General features: G+C 65.7%; 20 protein-coding genes. 10 read left to right on the forward strand and 10 right to left on the reverse strand.

Annotated features, from left to right (window positions below):
• Positions 1-34: 34 nt before the first annotated feature.
• Complete coding sequence (locus AWB83_RS00205) at positions 35-1,252, reverse strand: branched-chain amino acid ABC transporter substrate-binding protein (RefSeq protein WP_374729038.1); 1,218 nt, start codon at positions 1,250-1,252, stop codon at positions 35-37.
• Positions 1,253-1,534: 282 nt separating this feature from the next.
• On the opposite strand from AWB83_RS00205, the gene AWB83_RS00210 reads away from it, so the two are divergent.
• Positions 1,535-2,050 carry a hypothetical protein gene (locus AWB83_RS00210; protein WP_087042249.1) on the forward strand — a complete coding sequence of 172 codons (516 nt, stop codon included), beginning with the start codon at positions 1,535-1,537 and terminating at the stop codon, positions 2,048-2,050.
• A gap of 69 nt (positions 2,051-2,119) precedes the next feature.
• Here AWB83_RS00210 and AWB83_RS00215 read toward each other — a convergent pair whose 3' ends face one another.
• The 6 genes from AWB83_RS00215 to AWB83_RS00240 all read right to left on the reverse strand — a co-directional run bounded on the left by AWB83_RS00215 (position 2,120) and on the right by AWB83_RS00240 (position 10,494).
• Positions 2,120-3,664 (reverse strand): 2-isopropylmalate synthase, encoded by a 1,545-nt coding sequence (locus AWB83_RS00215; RefSeq protein ID WP_087042250.1) that lies wholly within the window; start codon positions 3,662-3,664, stop codon positions 2,120-2,122.
• A 361-nt stretch (positions 3,665-4,025) separates the two neighbouring features.
• Positions 4,026-4,685: a C40 family peptidase gene (locus tag AWB83_RS00220; RefSeq protein WP_087042251.1), complete on the reverse strand. Its 660-nt coding sequence runs from the start codon at positions 4,683-4,685 to the stop codon at positions 4,026-4,028.
• Between the two features lie 147 nt (positions 4,686-4,832).
• Complete coding sequence (locus tag AWB83_RS00225; RefSeq protein ID WP_087042252.1) at positions 4,833-6,431, reverse strand: ABC transporter ATP-binding protein; 1,599 nt, start codon at positions 6,429-6,431, stop codon at positions 4,833-4,835.
• Positions 6,428-7,486 carry an ABC transporter permease gene (locus AWB83_RS00230; RefSeq protein ID WP_208636688.1) on the reverse strand — a complete coding sequence of 353 codons (1,059 nt, stop codon included), beginning with the start codon at positions 7,484-7,486 and terminating at the stop codon, positions 6,428-6,430. Before AWB83_RS00230 ends, AWB83_RS00225 begins: the two co-directional genes overlap by 4 nt.
• A gap of 64 nt (positions 7,487-7,550) precedes the next feature.
• The gene (locus AWB83_RS00235; RefSeq protein ID WP_087042254.1) at positions 7,551-8,594 is read right to left on the reverse strand and encodes a microcin C ABC transporter permease YejB; all 1,044 of its coding nucleotides are present in this window, start codon (positions 8,592-8,594) and stop codon (positions 7,551-7,553) included.
• Between the two features lie 13 nt (positions 8,595-8,607).
• Complete coding sequence (locus AWB83_RS00240) at positions 8,608-10,494, reverse strand: extracellular solute-binding protein (protein WP_087042255.1); 1,887 nt, start codon at positions 10,492-10,494, stop codon at positions 8,608-8,610.
• 249 nt (positions 10,495-10,743) lie between these two features.
• Here AWB83_RS00240 and fabI point away from each other — a divergent pair, with 249 nt between their 5' ends.
• Positions 10,744-11,541 carry an enoyl-ACP reductase FabI gene (gene fabI, locus AWB83_RS00245; RefSeq protein WP_087042550.1) on the forward strand — a complete coding sequence of 266 codons (798 nt, stop codon included), beginning with the start codon at positions 10,744-10,746 and terminating at the stop codon, positions 11,539-11,541.
• A gap of 101 nt (positions 11,542-11,642) precedes the next feature.
• On the opposite strand, the gene AWB83_RS00250 is transcribed toward fabI, so the two are convergent.
• The 3 genes from AWB83_RS00250 to AWB83_RS00260 form a co-directional block, all read right to left on the reverse strand.
• The gene (locus AWB83_RS00250; protein WP_087042256.1) at positions 11,643-12,005 is read right to left on the reverse strand and encodes a hypothetical protein; all 363 of its coding nucleotides are present in this window, start codon (positions 12,003-12,005) and stop codon (positions 11,643-11,645) included.
• Between the two features lie 267 nt (positions 12,006-12,272).
• Complete coding sequence (locus tag AWB83_RS00255; protein WP_087042257.1) at positions 12,273-12,635, reverse strand: hypothetical protein; 363 nt, start codon at positions 12,633-12,635, stop codon at positions 12,273-12,275.
• 189 nt (positions 12,636-12,824) lie between these two features.
• Positions 12,825-14,138, reverse strand: a complete 1,314-nt coding sequence (locus tag AWB83_RS00260) for an MFS transporter (RefSeq protein ID WP_087042551.1) — start codon at positions 14,136-14,138, stop codon at positions 12,825-12,827.
• Positions 14,139-14,284: 146 nt separating this feature from the next.
• Between AWB83_RS00260 and AWB83_RS00265 the strand changes: the two genes are divergently transcribed.
• The 8 genes from AWB83_RS00265 to mdcH are packed head-to-tail and all read left to right on the forward strand — an operon-like array spanning position 14,285 to position 21,168.
• Positions 14,285-15,082, forward strand: a complete 798-nt coding sequence (locus AWB83_RS00265) for a GntR family transcriptional regulator (RefSeq protein WP_087042258.1) — start codon at positions 14,285-14,287, stop codon at positions 15,080-15,082.
• A complete protein-coding gene (gene mdcA, locus AWB83_RS00270) occupies positions 15,079-16,755 on the forward strand; it encodes a malonate decarboxylase subunit alpha (protein ID WP_087042259.1) in 1,677 nt (558 codons plus the stop codon). The genes AWB83_RS00265 and mdcA overlap by 4 nt, the downstream gene beginning before the upstream one ends.
• Before the next feature lie 5 nt (positions 16,756-16,760).
• Positions 16,761-17,630, forward strand: a complete 870-nt coding sequence (locus tag AWB83_RS00275) for a triphosphoribosyl-dephospho-CoA synthase (protein WP_087042552.1) — start codon at positions 16,761-16,763, stop codon at positions 17,628-17,630.
• 23 nt (positions 17,631-17,653) lie between these two features.
• A complete protein-coding gene (locus AWB83_RS00280) occupies positions 17,654-17,956 on the forward strand; it encodes a malonate decarboxylase subunit delta (protein WP_087042260.1) in 303 nt (100 codons plus the stop codon).
• Entirely contained in the window at positions 17,953-18,795 is an 843-nt protein-coding gene (locus AWB83_RS00285; RefSeq protein WP_087042261.1) for a biotin-independent malonate decarboxylase subunit beta, read from the forward strand. Before AWB83_RS00280 ends, AWB83_RS00285 begins: the two co-directional genes overlap by 4 nt.
• Positions 18,792-19,610: a biotin-independent malonate decarboxylase subunit gamma gene (gene mdcE / locus AWB83_RS00290; RefSeq protein WP_087042262.1), complete on the forward strand. Its 819-nt coding sequence runs from the start codon at positions 18,792-18,794 to the stop codon at positions 19,608-19,610. The genes AWB83_RS00285 and mdcE overlap by 4 nt, the downstream gene beginning before the upstream one ends.
• The gene (locus AWB83_RS00295) at positions 19,607-20,236 is read left to right on the forward strand and encodes a malonate decarboxylase holo-ACP synthase (RefSeq protein WP_087042553.1); all 630 of its coding nucleotides are present in this window, start codon (positions 19,607-19,609) and stop codon (positions 20,234-20,236) included. Before mdcE ends, AWB83_RS00295 begins: the two co-directional genes overlap by 4 nt.
• Complete coding sequence (gene mdcH, locus AWB83_RS00300) at positions 20,233-21,168, forward strand: malonate decarboxylase subunit epsilon (protein WP_087042263.1); 936 nt, start codon at positions 20,233-20,235, stop codon at positions 21,166-21,168. Before AWB83_RS00295 ends, mdcH begins: the two co-directional genes overlap by 4 nt.
• Positions 21,169-21,257 lie beyond the last annotated feature (89 nt).

The raw sequence follows: 21,257 nt of genomic DNA on the forward strand, positions 1-21,257 counted from the left end.
GTCCCATGTCCCGTCGAACGTCGGCCGCGGCGTGCTAGCGCGGCGGCCGCGTCATCTTGCAGGTCGTCGGCTGGACGGTCTTGTCCGCGGGAACGGCAAGCAGCGTCCGGAATCCGTAGCCCGAGCCCTCGTTGTCGAACTTCACGCCCGGCGTGCCCGCCTTGTCCATCTCCATCACATAAAGGGGCTGGATCAGCTGATGATCGTCGGCGCGCATCGTCGACGGATGGAAGCCCTCGCCGTCGAACTTCATGCCTTCCAGCGCGCGCGCCACCGCGAGCGGGTCCGCACTGCCCGCGCGCGTCATCGCGGCGGCGAGCATTTCGACCATCAGCGGCATGCGCGCCACCAGATAGTCGTCTGCCGGGGCGGGATAGCGGGCGCGGAACGCGCGGTAATACGCGTCGGAGGCCGCGCCGCCGGCGTTCGGATGCCAGTCCGCCACCGCGATCACGCGCTTCACGCCGGCATCGCCGAGCGCCGCGGGCGCGCCCAGGCTGTTGCCGTAAAACGTGTAGAACTTCGTGTCGAGGCCCTGCTCGCGCGCCGCCTTCACGAGCAGCGTGAGATCGTTGCCCCAGTTGCCGGTGATGACGGCGTCAGCCCCGCTCGCGCGGATCTTCGCGATGTAAGGCGCGAAATCCTTCACGCGACCAATCGGATGAAACTCGTCTCCGGCAATCCCGATGTCCGGCCGCCGCTCTCTCAGCGCGCGCAGCGCCTCGCGGCTCACGTCGTGACCGAAGCTGTAGTCCTGATTCAGCAGATAGACCTTCCTCACCGCGCGATCGTCCTTGAGCGCGTCGGCCAGCGCATCCATGCGCACGCCGGCGTGGGCATCGAAGCGGAAGTGCCAGAAGCTGCACGCGTCGTTGGTGAGCGCGGGATCGTCGGCGGAATAGTTGAGGAACAGCACGCGGCGATCGGGCTCCCGCGCGTTCTGCCGGTCGATCGCGGCGACGAGCGCCGCCGCCACCGCCGAGCTGTTGCCCTGCATGACGAAGCCGATCTTCTCGTCGATCGCCGCGCGCAGCTGGACGAGACTCGCCTCGCTGCTGCCCTTGCCGTCGAGCACGACGAGCTGCAGCGGATGCGCGCCGTCCGCGAGCTGCACGCCGCCCTTCGCATTCACGCGCTCGACGCCGAAACGCAGATTGCGCTCGACCATCGCGCCCGCGTTCGCGAACGGGCCGGACATGCCTTCGATCATCGCCAGCCTGATGGGCGGCGGGTCGGCCGCATTCGCCGTCATCGACCACGCGAGCAGCGCCGATGCCGCCAGACACAGCCATCGCGCCGCGCGCACGCCGGCTCCCTGGTTCGATTCGCTCGCCATACGTCCCCGCCGATCCGCTGAAAGCGCGGATCATAGGCCGCGCGGCGCCCGCCACGCAAGTCCGGCATTGCCGACACTTACGCCGCAATGCCGCGACGTCGTGGAGAATGTTTTGCCTCGCGCGCGTGTCAAAATCACAGGAAACATCGAACGAATGCGCCTCGCCGCCGCGAGGACATCCATACGTGGAGGCCTTCAATGCCGCACAAACCCAATCGCATGCGCGCCGCGCTGGCGTGCGCGGGCGTCGCGCTTCTTCTGTCTGCCTGCGCGCAGCCGTGGCAGAACTATCAGGCCGGCGCGGACGCCTCGACGGTCACCGCGCGTCTCGGCCCGCCGCGCGAAGTCTACGATCTGCCCAACGGCGGCAAGCGCCTCATGTGGCCGACGCAGCCACTGGGCGAAACCACCACCGCCGCCGACATCGACGCGTCCGGCAAGATCGTGAGCGTCAGACAGGTGCTCGACGAAAACGAGTTCTACAAGGCGCAGATCGGCACCTGGACGAAGAAGGACGTGCTCGTGAACTTCGGCAGACCGGTGGAAACGTCGTATTTTCCGCTGATGAAGCGCGAAGTCTGGACCTATCGCTACATGGAAGCGAACATCTGGTACCTGATGTACAACTTCTATTTCGACGATCAGGGCATCCTGCGCCTGACGCAGAAGACGCCCGATCCGCTGCACGATCCCGACCGGCGCAATATGTTCTGATCGCTTCGCGCCAAGGAAAAAGCCCTCTCACGAGGGCTTTTTCGCTTCAGACGAGACGGCGCTCGACTGTCAAAGCTGCGGGTTGAGCTTCTCGACCTTCGAGTGCAGCTTGTTCAATGCGGCGATATACGCCTTGGCCGAAGCCGCGACGATATCCGGGTCGGTGCCCACGCCGTTCACGATGCGCCCGCTCTTGGACAGACGCACCGTTACCTCACCCTGCGCCTGCGTGCCGGTGGTGATCGCGTTGACCGAGTACAGCACGAGCTCCGCGCCGCTCTCGACCTTCGATTCGATCGCATGCAGCGTCGCGTCCACCGGACCGTTGCCGCGCGCTTCGCCCGTCACTTCGGCGCCTTCGACCGCGAACACGACCTGCGCCTGCGGCTGCTCGCCGGTCTCCGAATGCTGCTTCATCGATACGAAGCGGAAGTGCTCCTTCGCCTGTGCCTCGGCCGACTCCTCGGAGACGATCTGCATGATGTCTTCATCGAAGATTTCGGCCTTGCGATCGGCGAGATCCTTGAAGCGCGCGAACGCGGCATTCACTTCGGCTTCGGATTCGAGCTGCACGCCCAGTTCTTCGAGACGCTGCTTGAACGCATTACGGCCGGACAGCTTGCCGAGCACGATCTTGTTCGCGCTCCAGCCCACGTCTTCCGCGCGCATGATCTCGTAGGTGTCGCGCGCCTTCAGCACGCCGTCCTGGTGGATGCCCGACGCGTGCGCGAACGCGTTCGCGCCGACCACGGCCTTGTTCGGTTGCACGACGAACCCGGTGATCTGCGAGACGAGCTTGGAGGTCGGCACGATCTGCGTCGTGTCGATGCCGAGATCGAGTCCGAAATAATCCTTGCGCGTCTTCACCGACATCACGATCTCTTCGAGCGACGTATTGCCCGCGCGCTCGCCCAGACCGTTGATCGTGCACTCGACCTGACGCGCGCCGCCGATCTTCACGCCGGCGAGCGAATTGGCCACCGCCATGCCGAGGTCGTCGTGACAGTGGACGGACCAGATCGCCTTGTCCGAATTGGGCACGCGATCGCGCAGCGTCTTGACGAGATTGCCGTAGAGCTCGGGCACGCCGTAGCCCACCGTATCCGCGATGTTGATGGTGCGTGCGCCTTCGTCGATCACTGCCTCGATCACGCGGCAGAGGAAGTCGATGTCCGAGCGGCTGCCGTCTTCCGGCGAGAACTCGACGTCATCGGTGAACTTGCGCGCGAAGCGCACGGCGAGACGCGCCTGCTCGTACACCTGCTCCGGCGTCATGCGCAGCTTCTTCTCCATGTGCAGCGCCGAGGTGGCGATGAACGTGTGGATGCGGAACTGGCTGGCGGGCTTGAGCGCATCGGCGGCGCGCTGGATGTCCTTGTCGTTCGCGCGGGCCAGCGAGCAGACCGTGCTGTCCTTGACCAGCGAGGCAATGGTGTTGATCGCGTCGAAATCGCCGTTCGAGCTCGCGGCGAAGCCCGCTTCGATCACGTCGACCTTCATGCGCTCCAACTGCTTCGCGATGCGGATCTTCTCTTCCTTCGTCATCGATGCGCCGGGGGACTGCTCGCCGTCGCGCAAGGTCGTGTCGAAGATGATCAACTTGTCTGCTGCCATGTCGGGCTCCTGTGGGGAGATTTATCGATTGTTGGAAATATCGAGAGGAAACGCAAAAGGGAATCCGGGTGTCCGCGCCACCGCTGGCGTCGAAAACCTGAATGGACGAGCAGACGGGAGGCGAGACGAATCAGCGCGGTAGGCGCGCCAGTAGCGATAGTGCGCGTAGCGACGCACCGGCCGGGAACAGCGAGAAGGGGAACGAGAAAAAGTTCATTCAAAAACTATAACGGCTTTTGCAGGCGCGTGCAATGAGGCTTTCCGATGGCGCTGATTGACCTTGCACGCATGATCGGAGCGCCAAAAGCAAAAAAGCCTGCGTCCGAAGGAGGCAGGCTTTTCGCGACGGTGAACCGATCGATCAGTAACCGCCGATCGTGGCGCTCACGCGCTGGCGCAGTTCGGCGCCATCGTTGAACTGCGCGTTCTCGATGCGGCGCGCGCCCTGGAAGCGCTTTTCCCAGTAGCCGTCTTCCATGTCGTCGACGCGGATCGTGCTCCCGGTGGACGGCGAATGGACGAACTTGTTGTCGCCGATATAGATGCCGACGTGCGAGAACGAGCGGCGCATCGTGTTGAAGAACACGAGATCGCCCGGCTTCAGATCCGACACGCGGACCTTCTCGCCGACACGGCTCATTTCCTCGGCGCGGCGCGGCAAGGTCATGCCGAGCGTGTCCTGAAACACGTAGCGCACGAAGCCGCTGCAATCGAGGCCCGAGTCGGGTGAGTTGCCGCCCCAGCGATAGCGCACGCCGATCATGTTGAGCGCGCCGACGACGACGTCGCCCGCCTTGCTCGCCACGCCCGACAGAAACGACTTCGCGCCGCCCGGCGTGCTGGCGACGTCTGCGCTGACTGCGTCATTGGATTTGCTGGAGGAAAAAATGCCGTTGTTGGCATTCTGGCTGCTACTGCTGACTTCGTCGGCGAACGCGCCGGAAGTTGTTGTCATCAGGAGGCCGATTAACATGCTCGCGGCGGCGCGCGCGCATGTCTGAGTCAACGATAGTGGCTGCATCGGTCGGTAGGTTTTACAATTAAAGACTGATAAATCAGGGAGATACGTGAAAGTTTGGAGGGATACTAGCCATAAAGTATTTAACTGTCAAAAGAAATAGAAAAATACAATCGAGATGGGCACCCAATTGGTGAAAAAGAAAGATTTTTAGGAATCCAAGGCTGCTTTCAGAAGCTTTCGTGTGTATCCGTCCGAGGGGCTCGCAAAAATCTTCTCTACTTCGCCGGACTCGACGACAAAACCATTCCGCATCACCGCGACGCGGTGCGCCATCGCGCCGATCACCTGCAGGTCGTGGCTAATGAAAACGTAACCGAGGTTGTGCTTCTTCTGGATATCGGCCAATAGCGCAAGTACTTGAGTTTGAATGGAAACATCGAGTGCGCTCGTCGGCTCGTCGAGGATCAGGATGCTCGGCTCCAGCACCAGCGCGCGCGCAATCGCGATGCGCTGCCGCTGTCCGCCCGAAAACTCGTGCGGATAACGCGTGAGCGCGGCCCGGTCCATGCCGACTTCCCGCAGCACGGCGATCACCTTGTCGCGTCGCGCGGCCGTGTTCAGCTCCGGGCGATGCAGCGCGAGCCCTTCACCGACGATCCGCTCCACCGTCTGCCGCGGCGACAGCGAGCTGAACGGATCCTGAAAGACGACCTGCAGATTCGAGCGCAGCACGGTTTTTTCGCGTCCGCGAAAATCGCCGAGCGCCCGGCCCTGAAACTGCACCGCGCCGTTTGAGATACGCTGCAAGCCGAGCAGCGCCATCGCGAGCGTGGATTTCCCCGAGCCCGATTCCCCGACGATGCCGAGCGTTTCCCCCTGCCGGACCGTCAGCGTGACGTCGTCGACCGCCTTGAAGCGGCCGCGCCGGAACCAGCCGGCGAAACCGGGCAGACGCGTCGGGTAATCGACCGACACGTTCTTCGCGTCGAGCAGCACGGGCGCGATCGGCAGCACCGGCAGCACGCTGCGCTTCGGCTTGCTTTGCAGGAGACGCTGCGTGTACGGATGCTGCGGCGACGTGAAAATGTCCTCGACCGTGCCGCTTTCGACCAGCACGCCCTTCTCCATCACCGCGACCCGCTCGGCGAAGCGCCTGACGAGATTCAGGTCGTGCGTGATGAGCAGCACGGCCATGCCGCGCTTTTCCGCTTCGTCGCGCTGCAGCTCCAGCAGCAATTCGACGATCTGCGCGCGGATCGTCACGTCGAGCGCGGTGGTCGGCTCGTCGGCGAGCAGAAGACGCGGCCGGCACGCGAGCGCCATCGCGATCATCACGCGCTGGCGCTGCCCGCCCGAAAGCTGATGCGGATAGCTGTTCACGCGCCTTTCCGGCTCGCCGATGCCCGTGCGCGCGAGCAGCGCGATCGCCCGCTGCCTCGCCTCGCGCGGGCTCGCGCCGTCGTGCAGCTGGATCGTCTCGCCGATCTGGTCGCCAACCGTGTAGAGCGGATTGAGGGCCGTCATCGGCTCCTGGAAGATCATTGCGATGTCGGAGCCGCGCAGGCCGCGCATCGCGTGCTCGCTTTTCGCGAGCAGCTCCTCGCCGGCGAAGCGGATCGAGCCGCTCAGCTCGGCGTCGCGCAACAGGCGCAGGATCGAGAGCGCCGTCACGCTCTTGCCCGAGCCCGATTCGCCGACGAGCGCCACGCGCTCGCCCGCGCGGATGTCGAGGTTCGCGCCGTCGACGGCGAGCGTGTCGCCGAAGCGCACGCGCAGGTCCTGAATCGAAAGCAGCGGCGCGCTCACTGCCCGCCCCCCGCTTTTACCGCGTCGGCGATGCGCGTATCCAGCGCGTTGCGCAAGGCATCGCCCATGAAGGTCAGCAGCAGCAAGGTTGCGACGAGCACGCCGAAGGTCGAGAGCGAAATCCACCACGCATCGAGATTGGCCTTGCCCTGCGCGAGCAGCTCGCCGAGCGACGGCGTCGGCGACGGCACGCCCAGGCCCAGAAAATCGAGGCTCGTCAGCGCGAGGATCGCCCCGCTCATGCGAAACGGCAGGAACGTGATCACGGGCGTCAGGCTGTTGGGCAAGACGTGCCGCCAGATGATCTGCCAGTTCGAGAGGCCCATCGCGCGCGCCGCGCGCACGTAGTCCTGCGTGCGGTTGCGCAGGAACTCCGCGCGCACGTAGTCCGACAGGCCGATCCAGCCGAACAGCGACAGGAGAACGATCAGCAGGATCAGGCTCGGCTCGAAAATCGACGCGAAGATGATGAGCAGATAGAGTTCCGGCAACGCGCTCCATATTTCGATCAGGCGCTGCCCGATGATGTCGATCCTGCCGCCGAAGTAACCCTGCACCGCGCCCGCCAGGACGCCGACGATCGTGCCGATCGCGGTGAGCACGAGCGCGAACAGCACCGACACGCGAAAGCCATACACGAGCCGCGCGAACACGTCGCGGCCGCGGTCGTCGGTGCCGAGCCAGTTTTCGCGCGACGGCGGCGCCGGATTCGAGCCCTTCGAGAAATAATTGAGCGTGTCGTAGTAGTAGTGATTCGGCGGATAGATCGCGAAGTTGCCCGGTGCGCTGAAGCGGTCGCGCACGAACGGGTCGAGATAGTCGGCGGGCGTCGGGAAGTCGCCGCCGAAGGTCGTCTCCGCATAGGTCTTCACGAGCGGAAAGTAGAACTGCCCCTGATAGCGCACGACGAGCGGCTTGTCGTTCGACCACAGCGGTCCCGCGAGGCTGATGACGAACGCCGCGACAAACACGATGAGGCTCCAGTACCCGAGCCGATGCTGCCTGAAGCGCAGCCATACGCGCCGCCCGGGCGGCACCGATGCCTCGCCGCGCAGCGGTTGCGCGTCGCTGCCGTTGGCGGCGCGCCGTGACGATCGTGATGAAGCGGCTCGATTCAAATCAGCGCTCCAGTTGTTCGAATTGAATGCGCGGATCGACCCAGACGTAACAGAGGTCCGAGACGAGCTTCGTCGCGAGGCCGATCAGCGTGAAGAGATAGAGCGTGCCGAGCACGACCGGATAGTCGCGCCGCACGACGGATTCGTACGAGAGCAGGCCGAGCCCGTCGAGCGAGAACAGCGTCTCGATGAGCAGGCTGCCCGTGAAGAATGCGCCGATGAACGCCGCCGGAAAGCCGACGATCAGCGGCAGCAGCGCATTGCGGAACACATGCTTCCAGAGCACGCGCCGCTCGCTCAAGCCTTTCGCGCGCGCGGTCAGCACGTATTGCTTGCGGATCTCGTCGAGGAAGGCGTTTTTCGTGAGCATCGTGACGATGGCGAAGCTGCCCACCACCGACGCCACCACCGGCAGCGTGATGTGCCACAGATAGTCGAGAATCTTGCCGCCGAGCGAGAGCGTCGCCCAGTTGTCGGAGGTGAGATTGCGCAGCGGGAACAGCTGCCAGAACGATCCGCCGCCGAAGAGCACCAGCAGCAGCACGCCCAGCACGAAGCCCGGAATCGCGAAGCCGACGAGCACGATGAGGCTCGTCGCGACATCGAACTTCGAGCCGTTCTGGACCGCCTTCGCGATGCCGAGCGGCACCGATATCAGATACGTGATGAAGAAGGTCCACAAGCCGATGCTGATCGACACCGGCAGCTTCGACACGATCAGCGACCACACGCTCTGATGCCTGAAGTAGCTGTCACCGAGATCGAAGCGCGCGAACTTGCCGAGCATCAGGAAGTAGCGTTGCAGCGGCGGTTTGTCGAAACCATAGAGCTTCTTGAGCTGCTCGACCTGCTGCGCGTCGACGCCCGTATGCGTACGCAGTCCGAAGCCGCCGCCACCGCCTTCCGACTGACCGCGCCGCAGATCGTGCACCGCCTGCTCGACCGGACCGCCCGGCACGAACTGGATCACGACGAAGGTGAGCGTGAGCACGCCGATGAGCGTCGGGATCATCAAGAGAATGCGTTTAAGGATGTAGCTCCACATGGCGCACCGTCCTCTATTTCGCCGCGGCGGCAGCCGCGGGCTTCGCCCACCACGTCGATATGACCCAGTCCTCGGCGCCGTAGTACAGCGGCAACGTCGCCGGATACGCGAGTGTGTTGCGATACGCGACACGATGCGTCGCCGAGTACCAGTGCGGCACCACATAGTAGCCGTTCATCAGGACGCGATCGAGCGCATGTGTCGCGTCGACCAGTTGCTCGCGCGTCTGCGCCGAGATCACCTTCTGGAGAATCGCATCGACCGCCGGCGACTTCACGCCCGCGAGATTGTCCGAGCCCTGCTCGTCGGCGGACTTGCTGCCGAAGCGCGAGACCTGCTCGGTGCCCGGCACCTGCACGTCGGGCATGCGCACGCTCGTCATGTCGAAATCGAACGCGTCGAGACGCTTCTGGATCAGCGCGTAATCCACGGTGCGAAAGTTCATCGTGATGCCGAGCTTCTGCAGATTGCGCCCGAACGCGGCCGCGACCGGCTCCATCGACGCGCCGCCGCCCGTGTCGTCCAGAATCTCGAAGACGAAGGGCACGCCCTTCGCGTTGCGCAGCGCGCCGTCGCGATAGGTCCAGCCCGCCTGCGCGAGCAGCACGCGCGCCTTGATCAGATTCGCGCGCAGCGAGCCGGGCGGATCGGTGTCCGGCTGGCGCGGCATCTCGCCGAACACGGACGGATCGAGATCCTGCTTCAACGGATTCAGGATCGCCAGTTCGCCTTCGTCCGGCTTGCCCTTCGCCTGCAGATCGGTATTGACGAAGAAGCTGTCGATGCGCTTGTACTGATTGAAGAACAGCTGCCGGTTGAGCCATTCGAAATCGAGCGCGAGATCGAGCGCCTGGCGCACGCGCACGTCCTTGAAGAGCGGCCGCCGCGTGTTGATGAAGAAGCCCTGCATGCCCGTGCCGTTGTGCTGCGGGAACTCGCGCTTGATCAGCTCGCCGCTGTCGAAGCGCTTGCCGATATCGCGCCGCACCCAGCTACGCGCGACGTACTCGACGAGCACGTCGTACTCGCCCGCCTTGAACGCTTCGAGCCGCGCGGTGGCATCCGAATACAGCTTGTAGTCGATATGCGCGAAATTGAACGTGCCGACGCGCACCGGCAGCGAAGCGCCCCAGTAATCGGGATTGCGCCGGTACGAAATGGTGCGGCCGCTGTCGTACCGATCGATCAGATACGGCCCGCTGCCGATGGGCTTCTGGAACGCCATCTGATCGAACGGAATGCGCGTGCCGTCCGGCTTCATGCCCCACTTGCGCGAGAACACGGGTATGCCGCCCGCGAGCAGCGGCATCTCGCGCGTCGCGGTCTTGAACTCGAAGCGGATCGTGAGCGGATCGATCACCACCGCGCGCGCGATCTGCCCGAAGTACACGGAAAACTGCGGCGCGGCCTGCGGACTCTTCAGCGTCTCGAACGAGAACTTCACGTCCTCGGCCGTGACCGGATCGCCGTTCGAGAAGCGCGCTTTCGGATTGATGTGGAAAGTGGTCGACATGCCGTCCGGCGCGACCGAGATGTCGTCGGCGAGCAAACCGTAAGCGCTCGAGACTTCGTCGAGACTGCCCGTCGTCAGGCTCTCGAACATCAGCGAAAGGCCCGGCGCGGGATTGCCGCGCAGCGTGAACGGATTGAATTTGTCGAAGCTCGTCAGGCGGTTCGGATTGGCGAGCACGAGCGTGCCGTCGCGCGGCGCGTCGGGGTTGACGTAGTCGAAGTGCCTGAAACCCGCCGGATATTTGGGCTCGCCGTATTGCGCGATCGCGTGGACCGCATAGGCCGGGCTCGCGAACCATGCGATCGATCCGCTGAGCGCCAGGGCGATGAAGTTGCCGATCAGGTTGCGTGAGGCGCGGAACGAGCGGATCGTCGTGCGAGTCGTCATGTGCCTCTTGGCGCGATGTGCATGCGTGACGCGGTTGAATGACCCGGGCAAAGGCCCGAAGCGAACGCGCGAGAATCCTCGGCGGGGCATTGCGATGTGAGAGAATTCTACCCAAAATCACGCGCCGCCCGGCTTGCGGCCCAAGGGCTCGCATGCAGGCCGATCACGCGACGCACGATGCGCGCGGCACTCACGTCCGCACCTGCCCCGCCGCCCGCGCGCGACATTGACATCAAAGAAGGAGCATTCATGGGCTTTCTCGCTGGAAAACGAATTCTGCTGACGGGCTTGCTGTCGAACCGCTCGATCGCTTACGGCATCGCCGAAGCCTGCAAGCGCGAAGGCGCGGAGCTCGCGTTCACGTATGTCGGCGAGCGCTTCAAGGAGCGCATCACCGAATTCGCGACCGAGTTCGGCAGCGACATGGTCTACCCCTGCGACGTCGCCGACGATGCGCAGATCGAAGCGCTCTTCGCATCGCTCAAGGAACGCTGGGATACGCTCGACGGCCTCGTGCACTCGATCGGCTTCGCGCCGCGCGAGGCGATCGCGGGCGACTTCCTCGACGGCATGACGCGCGAGAACTTCCGCATCGCGCACGACATCTCCGCGTACAGCTTCCCCGCGCTCGCCAAGGCGGCGCTGCCGATGCTGAAAGACGGCTCCTCGCTGCTCACGCTGAGCTATCTCGGCGCGGAGCGCGCGCTGCCGAACTACAACACGATGGGTCTCGCGAAGGCGTCGCTCGAGGCGAGCGTTCGTTACATGGCGGCTTCGCCCTCGCTCGGCGGCAAGGGCGTGCGCGTCAACGCCATTTCGGCCGGCCCGATCAAGACGCTCGCGGCGAGCGGCATCAAGGGCTTCGGCAAGATTCTGAACTTTGTCGAAGAAAACGCACCGCTCAAGCGCAACGTGACAATCGAGCAGGTGGGCAATGTCGCGGCGTTCCTGCTGTCGGATCTGTCGGCCGGCGTGAGCGCGGAAGTCGTCCATGTCGATGCCGGGTTCCACGCGGTCGTCGGCGGAATGGGCGGCGAGGCGGAATAACCCCGCGTTTCACCGCTTCCGAAAAAAAGCGCCGCTCGTTTCATGCGAGCGGCGCTTTTCTGTTTGCTGCGGCCGCTTGACGGCCGTTTCGGGCCTGGCGCTCAGTGGCGTCCGTGCGGACCGCCGTGCCCGTGCCCGTGTCCGTGCCCCGGCGGCGGACCGTAATGCGGCCCGCGCCCATACCCGTGATGGTGATTCCAGTCGCTGCGGCTCCAGTAGCGGCGGCCGTCCCAATAGCGGTTGCCGTGCCAGCCGATCACCACCGGCGGCGCGTACACCGGCCCGGGCTGATAGATCACGGGTGGCGGAGGCGGCGCATACACCGGCGTCGGCGCGACATACACCGGCGCCGGAATGCCGACGTTCACGCCCACGTGCACATCGGCGCGCGCGGCGCTCGTCACGCCCCACGCCGCGACAGCCAGCACGCCAGCCAGAATTCGTCCCGGGATATTCATCTTCATATGCAAACCGACCTCGCTCTTCTACTTGTTCGCTTGCGACGAAATATAACGGAAAGCTTTCAGCGCAATATTTCAGCTTTGTAAGTTTTTGCGGCTCTCGGCGTAATGTCAGGAGAAAGCTTACCTTTTGTTACATTGCATCCGGGTGCAAATGCCTTTCGTGCCCTCCGAGTGTGGCGAATCCGCCTCATTCCGTGTCGGCGAAAATGAAAAAGCCACCAGCGGCGGCGGGTGGCTTTTCCGAATGCGAAATCGCGGAGCAGGCGATCAGTGCCAGCCGTGGCGGCCGTCGTCGTGTCCGTATCCGTGACCGTTGTCGTGTCCGTATCCGTGACCGTTGCCGTGATGGCGATACCAGTCGTCGCGATCCCAATAGCGGCGGCCGTCCCAGTAGCGGTCGCCGTGCCAGCCGATCACGATGGCCGGCTGCGCGTACATCGGCGGCGGAGGCGGCGCATACACGACGGGCGGCGGAGGCGGCGCGTAGACCGGCGCCGGCGCAACGTACACAGGCGCGGGCACCCCGATGTTCACGCCCACGGACACTCCCGCCATGGCCGCGCCGGACAACGTCACACCGCCGATCAGGACGGCGCCAGCCAGCACGGAAGCCTTCGAAACCTTGTTCATGTGAAGCCCCACCTCGATGGGTCGTTTGTTGTGTTGACCGGACTATATCGGACGAACGCAAGATCGAGTGTGCGACTTGGTAACCTCCCATTACCGTGGAAATTCTTACGAAAAGTAAGCGTCGCGCACATAAAAAAACGGCGGCCTTCGAATCTCGCAGGCCGCCGTCCGCAGGAAGCCTGGCGCGACTCAGCTCGGCAGTTCCTGCCCCTTCGTTTCGGGCGCGAGCGGAATCACCGCGAGACCGATCAGGAACGCAATCGCCGTAAGCGCGATCGGCACGCCAAGCGTCTTCATGTTGAGCACCATCGCGCCGATGCCGAAGTTCACGATCGCGCCGAAGAAGCGGCCCACCGAAGTGCAGAACGCGAACGCCGTCGCCCGCACGCGGGTTTCGAATTGCTCGGGAAGCCACAGTGAAAAGAGCGCGAAATTGCCGCCGAAGAAGCCCAGCACGACGAGCAGCGCGATGAACGGCACGAGCCCGTTCGGCAGATAGAACGCCCAGCCGAACGCGAGCGCGATCGACGCGGCCATGCCGATGAAGTACACCGCGAGCGTCTTGCGGCGGCCGATTTTCTCGGCCATCGGCGGCAGCGCGAGACAGCCGACGATCGTGCCGATCGACAGAAGCCCCGTGGCGATCGACGCCATGCGCGCGGCTTCCGCCTTGCCCATGCCGGCCTTCGTCGCGAGCTGAATGACCGCCGACGGCTCGTACACCGCACCCGCCCACAAGCCGATGATCGCGACGGTCAGCAGCACGGCCGCGACGATCGTGCGCTTGCGATATTGCGCGTTGAAGATCGCTTTCAGTGAACTCTCATGCTTCACGTGCGGATGAATGGCTTCGGCGCGCTCCCACTTGTCGGTTTCCTTCACGCGCATGAGCACGAGAATCGACACGACGACCGGGAACAGGCCGACCAGGAACATCACACGCCAGCCGAACGCGGCGCCGATCGTGTAGTTCAGCGCAGCGGCCAGGAAGAAGCCCGCGTAATAGCCGGTCTGCAGATAGCCCGCACCCATCTTGCGGCGATCCTCCGGCCAGGCCTCCGCGACATACGTTCCCGCCAACGCCCACTCGCCGCCGATGCCCACGCCCGCGAAGAATCGATAGATGCCGAGCTCCCACACCGTATGCGCGGTCGCGGCGAGGCCGGTGAAGATCGCGAACGTGAAGATGGTCGCGGCGAGGACCTTGGTGCGCCCGAAGCGGTCGGCGAGCGGGCCCCAGATGAACGACAGTCCCCAACCCACCAGGAACAGCGCAAACAGGATCGAGCCCGCGAGCCCGACGTTCGCCGGCGTCGCGGCGTAGCCCGAGCGCGGCAGCAGTTCGGTGAGCGCCGGCGCGAGCACGAGCGCGTAGATGAACGAATCCATCCCGTCGAGTGTCCAGCCGGCCCACGCGCCCCAGAAACCCGTGATCTGCGACCGGTTTAGCGGCGTCTTCGTGGCGCGCGTCGCGCTTATCTGACGATCCAGCGTTGTCGGCATGGCCATGTTTCTCCTAAGGAAATTAACGACGCGCCGGTAAATACTGTTTGTTATGGCGTCTAGGGAAAGCACCGGGGGTTCCGTGTGCATTTTTATATATAATATTTGAACATCGACTGACGACAACTCCGCACTTTCACCTAGCCATGCCGACCGATCTCCCTGCTTCCGGATCACCGCATCCGGTTTCATTCCGCGACGCGCAGTTCGAGCCGCGCCAGAGCACGTCGCGCTTCATCGCGGATGCGTTGCGTACCGCGATCGTCGAAGGCTCGCTGCTGCCGGGCGAGCCGCTGCGCCAGGACGCGATCGCGCGGCAGTTCTCCGTCAGCGCGATTCCGGTGCGCGAGGCGTTCCGCCAGCTCGAAAGCGAGGGCTGGGTGACGATCGAGCCGAATCGCGGCGCGGCCGTCAGCCTGCAATCCGCCGACGAGGCGCGCGAGATCTACGAGATCCGCGCGTCGCTGGAGAGTCTCGCGATCGGCATCGCGATCGGACATCACACGCCCGAGACACTCGCCGATGCGAAGCGCCTGCTCGAAGCCGCGGAGAACGAGCCCGATCCGGCGCTCTACGTAGTGCGCAACGAGCAGTTCCATATGAGCCTGTACGCGCCCGCGGACCGGCCGCGCCTGATGGAGCTGATCGGCCAGATGCATCGCCGCGGCGAGCGCTATCTGCGGCTGAAGCTCGGGCTTCCGATTCACAAGGATTCGTCCGATGCCGAGCACCGCGCGATCTTCGAGGCGCTCGCCGCGCGCGACATCGAACGCGCGCAGACGCTGGTCGCGCGCCATCTGCTCTCGACGGGCGAACTGATCTACCGCTTTCTCGCCGATGCGCAGGCGCTCGCCCAGGCGAGCCACGCCAGGAAAAAACGCCGCCCGCGCGCTTCCGCATCTTCCCGAACGACCCCAACGACTTCCTCACAGGCAGACCGATGAACTCGTCCACCCCCGCTGACGCGCTCTCTGCAAACCGGAACTGGAACACGCGCGCGCAGGAAAAGGCGCGGCGACTGAAGCTGATCGAGCCGTGGCTAGACGGATCGGTGCTCGATCCCGCGCGCATCGTCGATGCGTTGAGTGCGCTGATCGCCACCGGCGATCGCGTCGCGCTCGAAGGCAACAACCAGAAGCAGGCCGACTTCCTCTCGCGCGCGTTTGCGAAGCTCGATCCCGCGCGCGTGCACGACGTGCATCTGCTCATCTCGAGCATCAGCCGGCCCGAGCATCTCGCGCTCTTCGAGCAAGGCATCGCGCGCAAGGTCGATTTCGCGTTCGCGGGGCCGCAGAGCCTGCGCGTCGCGCAGCTGCTCGAGGACGGCATGCTGGAGATCGGCGCGATCTATACGTATATCGAACTGTATGCGCGCATGTTCATCGATCTCACGCCGCAGGTTGCGCTGGTATGCGCGGTGCAGGCGGACCGTCACGGCAATCTCTATACCGGCGCGAACACCGAGGACACGCCGACCATCGTCGAGGCCACCGCGTTCCGGCACGGCATCGTGGTCGCGCAGGTCAACGAAATCGTCGATGAGCTGCCGCGCGTCGACATTCCCGGCTCGTGGATCGATGTCGTCGTGCAGGCGGACCGCCCGTTCGCCGTCGAACCGCTCTTCACGCGCGACCCGCGCCATATCGGCGAATTGCAGATCCTCATGGCGATGATGACCATACGCGGCATCTATGACCGCTATGGCGTCACCGCGCTCAATCACGGCATCGGCTTCGATACGGCCGCGATCGAACTGCTTCTGCCGACCTACGGCGAAGCGCTCGGGCTCAAGGGCAGGATCTGCACGCACTGGGCGCTCAATCCGCATCCGACGCTCATTCCCGCGATCGAATCCGGCTGGGTGCAGAGCGTGCATTGCTTCGGCAGCGAAGTCGGCATGGAGGACTACATCGCGGCGCGCCCCGACGTGTTCTTCACCGGACGCGACGGCAGCCTGCGCTCGAATCGCGTGTTCTGCCAGTTGGCGGGGCAATACGGCGTCGATCTGTTCATCGGCTCGACCCTGCAGATGGACGCCGACGCGAATTCATCGACCGTCACGCTCGGGCGGCTCGCCGGCTTCGGCGGCGCCCCGAACATGGGACACGATCCGCGCGGCCGCCGTCATTCGAGCGAGGCGTGGCTCAAGCTGCTGAAAGACGACGGCCCGAATCCGAAGATCGCGCGCGGCCACAAGCTCGTCGTGCAGACCGCCGAGACGTACAAGAAAGGCGGCGAGCCGACCATCGTCGATGCACTCGATGCGATCGCCGTCGGCGAGAAGAGCGGCATGCCGATCGCGCCCGTGATGATCTACGGCGACGACGTCACACACGTCGTGACCGAGGAAGGCATCGCGTATCTGCATGCGGCCGAAGGCGTCGATGAACGGCGCGCGGCGCTCGCGGCGGTCGCCGGCGTGACGCCCATCGGCATGCGCGCCGACCCGGCGAAGACGGCGGAACTGAGACGGCGCGGCATCGTCGCGTATCCGGAAGACCTCGGCGTGCGGCGCGGCGAAGCAAAGCGCTCATTGCTCGCGGCGCGCAGCATCGACGATCTCGTGGCGTGGTCGGGCGGACTCTATGCGCCGCCCGCGCGCTTCAGAAGCTGGTGATCGCGATGACGGCCGCCCTTTCACTTCTGCGCGAAGAAGTCCGCGAATACGCGACCGCGCCGCTCACGATCGCCGCTCATGCCGTCGATGCGCTGATCGACGAAGCACGTCTCACCCCCAAGCCCGCGCTCGTCGATCAACGCGGCAGCGGCGCGCATCGCGACCTCGATCTGGACACGATGCTGCGCTCCGCTCATGCGCTGCAACCGACCTTTCTCGCGCTCGCGCGCGCGGCATCGCATGCCGAACCGTCGCAAGCCTTGCGCGAGCAGCTCGCGCGCATCGGTCGCGAAGGCGAAGCGGCAATGATGCGCGCCACGAATGGCAGCAACGCGCATCGCGGCGCAATCTGGATCGTCGGCCTGCTGTGCGCGGGCGCGGCGATGCACGCACCGGACGACAGCGAAGCGATCTGCGCATCGGCGGCTGCGATCGCTCGATTCGAGGATCGGTATGCGCCCGCATCGGCGACGACGAGTCACGGCGCGCGCGCGGTCGAGCGCTATCGCGTGCCGGGCGCGCGCGGCGAGGCGCGCGAGGGCTTTCCGCACGCGCTGCGCATCGGCCTGCCCGCGCTCGACGATGCGCGTGCGCGCAATCTGACCGAATCCGGCGCGCGGCTCGATACGCTGATCGCGATCATCGCATCGCTCGACGATACCTGTCTCCTGCATCGCGGCGGCATGCACGCGCTCGATGCGGCGCAGCGCGGCGCGAGGAGCGTGATGGAGCGCGGCGGCGTGGGAACGGACGAAGGCCGCGCCGCGCTCGCGCGACTCGAGACCGAATTGCTGGCGCTGAACGCATCGCCCGGCGGCGCGGCCGACCTGCTCGCGGCGACACTCTTTCTCGACAGTCTCAGGCGCCTCGCTTAAGGCGCATCGAAGAGGAACGAACGATGGAAAACATGCGATACGAATATCCCGCCAGGCGGCCCGTCACGCGCCGCGCGCACGTGGGCGTGGTCGGCTCGGGCGATCTCGAAGTGCTGCTCTCGCCATCGCAGACGGCGAACGCCGAAGTGGTGATCCGCACGAGCGTGGATGGCTATGGACATGTGTGGAAGAGCGTGCTCGACCGCTTCTTCCAGCGTTACGACGGCGCGGCGAAGATCGAGCTGAACGACTTCGGCGCGACGCCCGGCGTCGTCATGCTGCGCCTGAACGAAGCCGTCGAGGCGAGCGAAGGAGACACGGCATGAACGCGCACGACACTTTCCTCGCGAGGCACAGCTTCATCGAGCTGACGGCGCGCGAGCGCGCCCGGGCGCTGCTCGACAAGGGCACGTTCCGCGAACTGCTCGGCCCCTTCGACCGGCTCGAATCGCCGTGGCTCGCGATGCAGAACATCGTCTGCCAGGCCGACGACGGCGCCGTGATCGCGCGTGGCCTGCTCGCCGGCGAGCCGGCCGTGATCGCCGCGATCGAGCCCGCGTTCCAGGGCGGCAGCATCGGCGAAGTATCGGGCGCGAAGATCGCAGCGGCGCTCGAAATGGCCCTGGGCGAGTTCGAAGCCGGACGCTCGATTCGCCCCGTCGTGCTGTTCGAAACCGGCGGCGTGCGCTTGCAGGAAGCGAACCTCGGGCTTGCCGTCATCGCCGAGATCCAGGCGGCGATCGTCGCGCTCAGGCGTCACGTACCGGTGGTCGGCGTGATCGGCGGAATGGTCGGCTGCTTCGGCGGCATGTCGCTCGCGGCCGCGCTGTGCACCGAGCTCGTGATGACGCGTCAGGCGCGGCTCGGCATGAACGGGCCGGAAGTGATCGAGCAGGAAGCGGGTATCGAGGAGCTCGACTCGGGCGACAGGCGCCTCATCTGGTCGATGATCGGCGGCGAGGAGCGCGTCGCGGTCGGGCTCGCGGACACGCTGGTCGAAGACGACACCGATGAAGTGCGCGCCGCCGTGCTCGCCGCGTTCACGCGCGGCGTGCCGAAGCAGCATCGCAGCGAGAACGTCGACGGCTTCATCGAACGGCTCGCGCGCGTGAACCCGGACGCCGTCGCTCCCGACACACTGCGCACCTTGTGGGGCACATCATGACCATCAAGCTTTCCCGCGGCGAGCGCTGGCTCGACGCGCTGACAACGCCCGCCGCTCAAACCGAAAGCGGCCCGATCCGCGCCCGCGACGGCCGGCTCGACGACGAGACGGCGCGCTTCTTCGCCGTCGTGCCCGATCCGCAGAACCGCTTTCCACGCGCGACCGATAACGTCGTCGGGCTCGAACAGGGCTGGCTGCTCGCACGCGCGGTGCGCGAAGTGCTCGACGCCGATCGCGATGCCGCCGTGAAGCGCCCGATCGTCGCCGTGGTCGACGTGAAGAGCCAGGCTTACGGACGGCGCGAGGAGCTGCTCGGCGTTCACCTCGCATGCGCGGCCGCCGTCGATGCCTACGCGAGCGCGCGGCTCGCGGGACATCCGGTGATCGCGCTGATCGTCGGGCCGGCGATGTCGGGCGCGTATCTCGCGCACGGCTATCAGGCGAACCGCATCGTCGCGCTCGACGCGCCCGGCACCGCCGTTCACGCGATGGGCAAGGAAGCGGCGGCGCGCGTCACGCGGCGCAGCGTCGAGAGTCTCGACGCCCTCGGCGACACCGTCCTGCCGATGTCCTACAAGATGAGCGCGTACGCGAAGCTCGGACTGCTGCACGAGCTGATCGAGGGCGTGGATGCCGATGCGCCCTCTTTCGCCGACATCGAGCGCGTGAAGCTGTCGCTCGCCGCCGCCGTGAAGGATGCGCGCAATGGTCCGCGCGATCTGTCGAACCGTCTTGTGTCGGCGGATGCCGCACGCACGCGCGCGGCGTCGATCGACGTGCGCAAGCGCATGCGCGAGCAGTGGAACGCACGATGAACCGCGCGCCGCGCCCGCACGACCTGCTGCGACTTTCGTCCGACGCGCCGCCGCTCGCCGATGCGCCCGCATGGGTCGCGGCATCGCTCGCCCGCGCGCCGTTCGTGGTCGCTCGGCGCGCGCCTCGCATCGCCGATGCGATCGCGGTCGGCGTGCGCGGCGCGGCGCGCAGCGAGCGCTTCGGCGCGTGGATCGAGCCGCGCTGGATCGACGCGGTGTTCTCGCCCGAGGATTTGCGCATGCGCGAACCCGATCCCGCGCGCGCCGGTTTGCCCGCTTTCGTGCTGATGCGTGAAGTCGCGTCGATCATCGGCGCATATGACCTCGCCTGGGGGCCGGCCGGCAGCGCGGGCTTCGAGCTGGCAAGCGCGATGCCGACGATCACGCAAGCAAGCGATCTCGATATCGTCGTGCGCCCGCCCGCGCCGCTGCCGCGCGTCGATGCTACTTCATTGTTCGACGCACTCTCGCAAGCGGCACAGAAAAGCGAGACGCGCATCGACGCGCAGATCGAAACGCCCGACGCAGCCTTTTCGCTCGCCGAATTCGCGCGCGCCAACCTGCGCGTGATGCTGCGTCACGCCGACGGCCCGCGTCTCGTCACCGATCCGTGGGCAGCCGCATGATCGCGTATCTCTTTCCCGGACAGGGCGCGCAGACGCCGGGCTTCCTGCATCGGCTCGGCGGCGGGAAGCCGCATCCGTCGATCGCCCGCACGTTCGCGGAGGCGTCGGACGTGCTCGCCGAAGATATTCTCGCGCTCGACACCGCGGACGCCCTCGCCTCGACCGTCGCCGTGCAGGTGGCGCTCGTCGTCGCGGGCGTGGCAGCCGCGCGCGCGCTCGCGGAGGAAGGCATCGAGCCCGAGGCTGTCGCGGGTTTGTCGGTCGGCGCGTATGGCGCGGCGGTCGTCTGCGGCGCGCTCGCCTTCGACGAAGCGCTCAAGCTCGTGCGCCTGCGCGCGCGGCTGATGGAGGACGCCTGTCCGCACGGCTACGGCATGCTCGCGGTACTCGGGCTGAACGAGAGCGAGATCGCCCGCGCGATCGTCGACAGCGGCGCCGATGCCTATATCGGCAATCTGAACGCGCCGCGCCAGATCGTCGTGTCGGGCAGCGACGCCGCCCTCGGGAAAGTCCGCGAAATCGCGCTGTCGCGCGGCGCGCGCAAGGCCGAGCGGCTCGCGGTGAGCGTGCCGTCGCACTGCGTGCTCCTGGAAGACGCCGCCGCGCATCTCGCCGACGCCGCGCGCGACGTGCGCGTCGACACGCCGCGCATCGCGTATGTCGGCAATCGCGGCGCGCGCGTCCTGCGCCGCGCCGACGCCATCCGCGAAGACCTCGCCACCAACCTGCGTTATCCGGTGCGCTGGCACGATTCGACCATCGCGCTGTCCGAACTCGGCGCGAGCGTCTTCGTCGAAATGCCGCCCGGTCAGACGCTCACCCAGCTCGCCGCCGAAGCCCTGCCGAACGCCGCCGCGATCGCGATGGACGCGTCACCCGCCGCGTCCGTCGCCGCCCGCGCGCGCGCCGCCTGCCGCCGCCAGCAGGACTGATTCACTTCCTACGCGCCGCTGATTCGCGTTCTTGTCTTCCCGTTGTCAGGTTTTGTAAGGAAAATCGGAATTTTCGTGTGGTCGATCGG

This window comes from Caballeronia ptereochthonis (assembly GCF_001545075.1).
GTDB classification, from domain to species: Bacteria; Pseudomonadota; Gammaproteobacteria; order Burkholderiales; family Burkholderiaceae; genus Caballeronia; species Caballeronia ptereochthonis.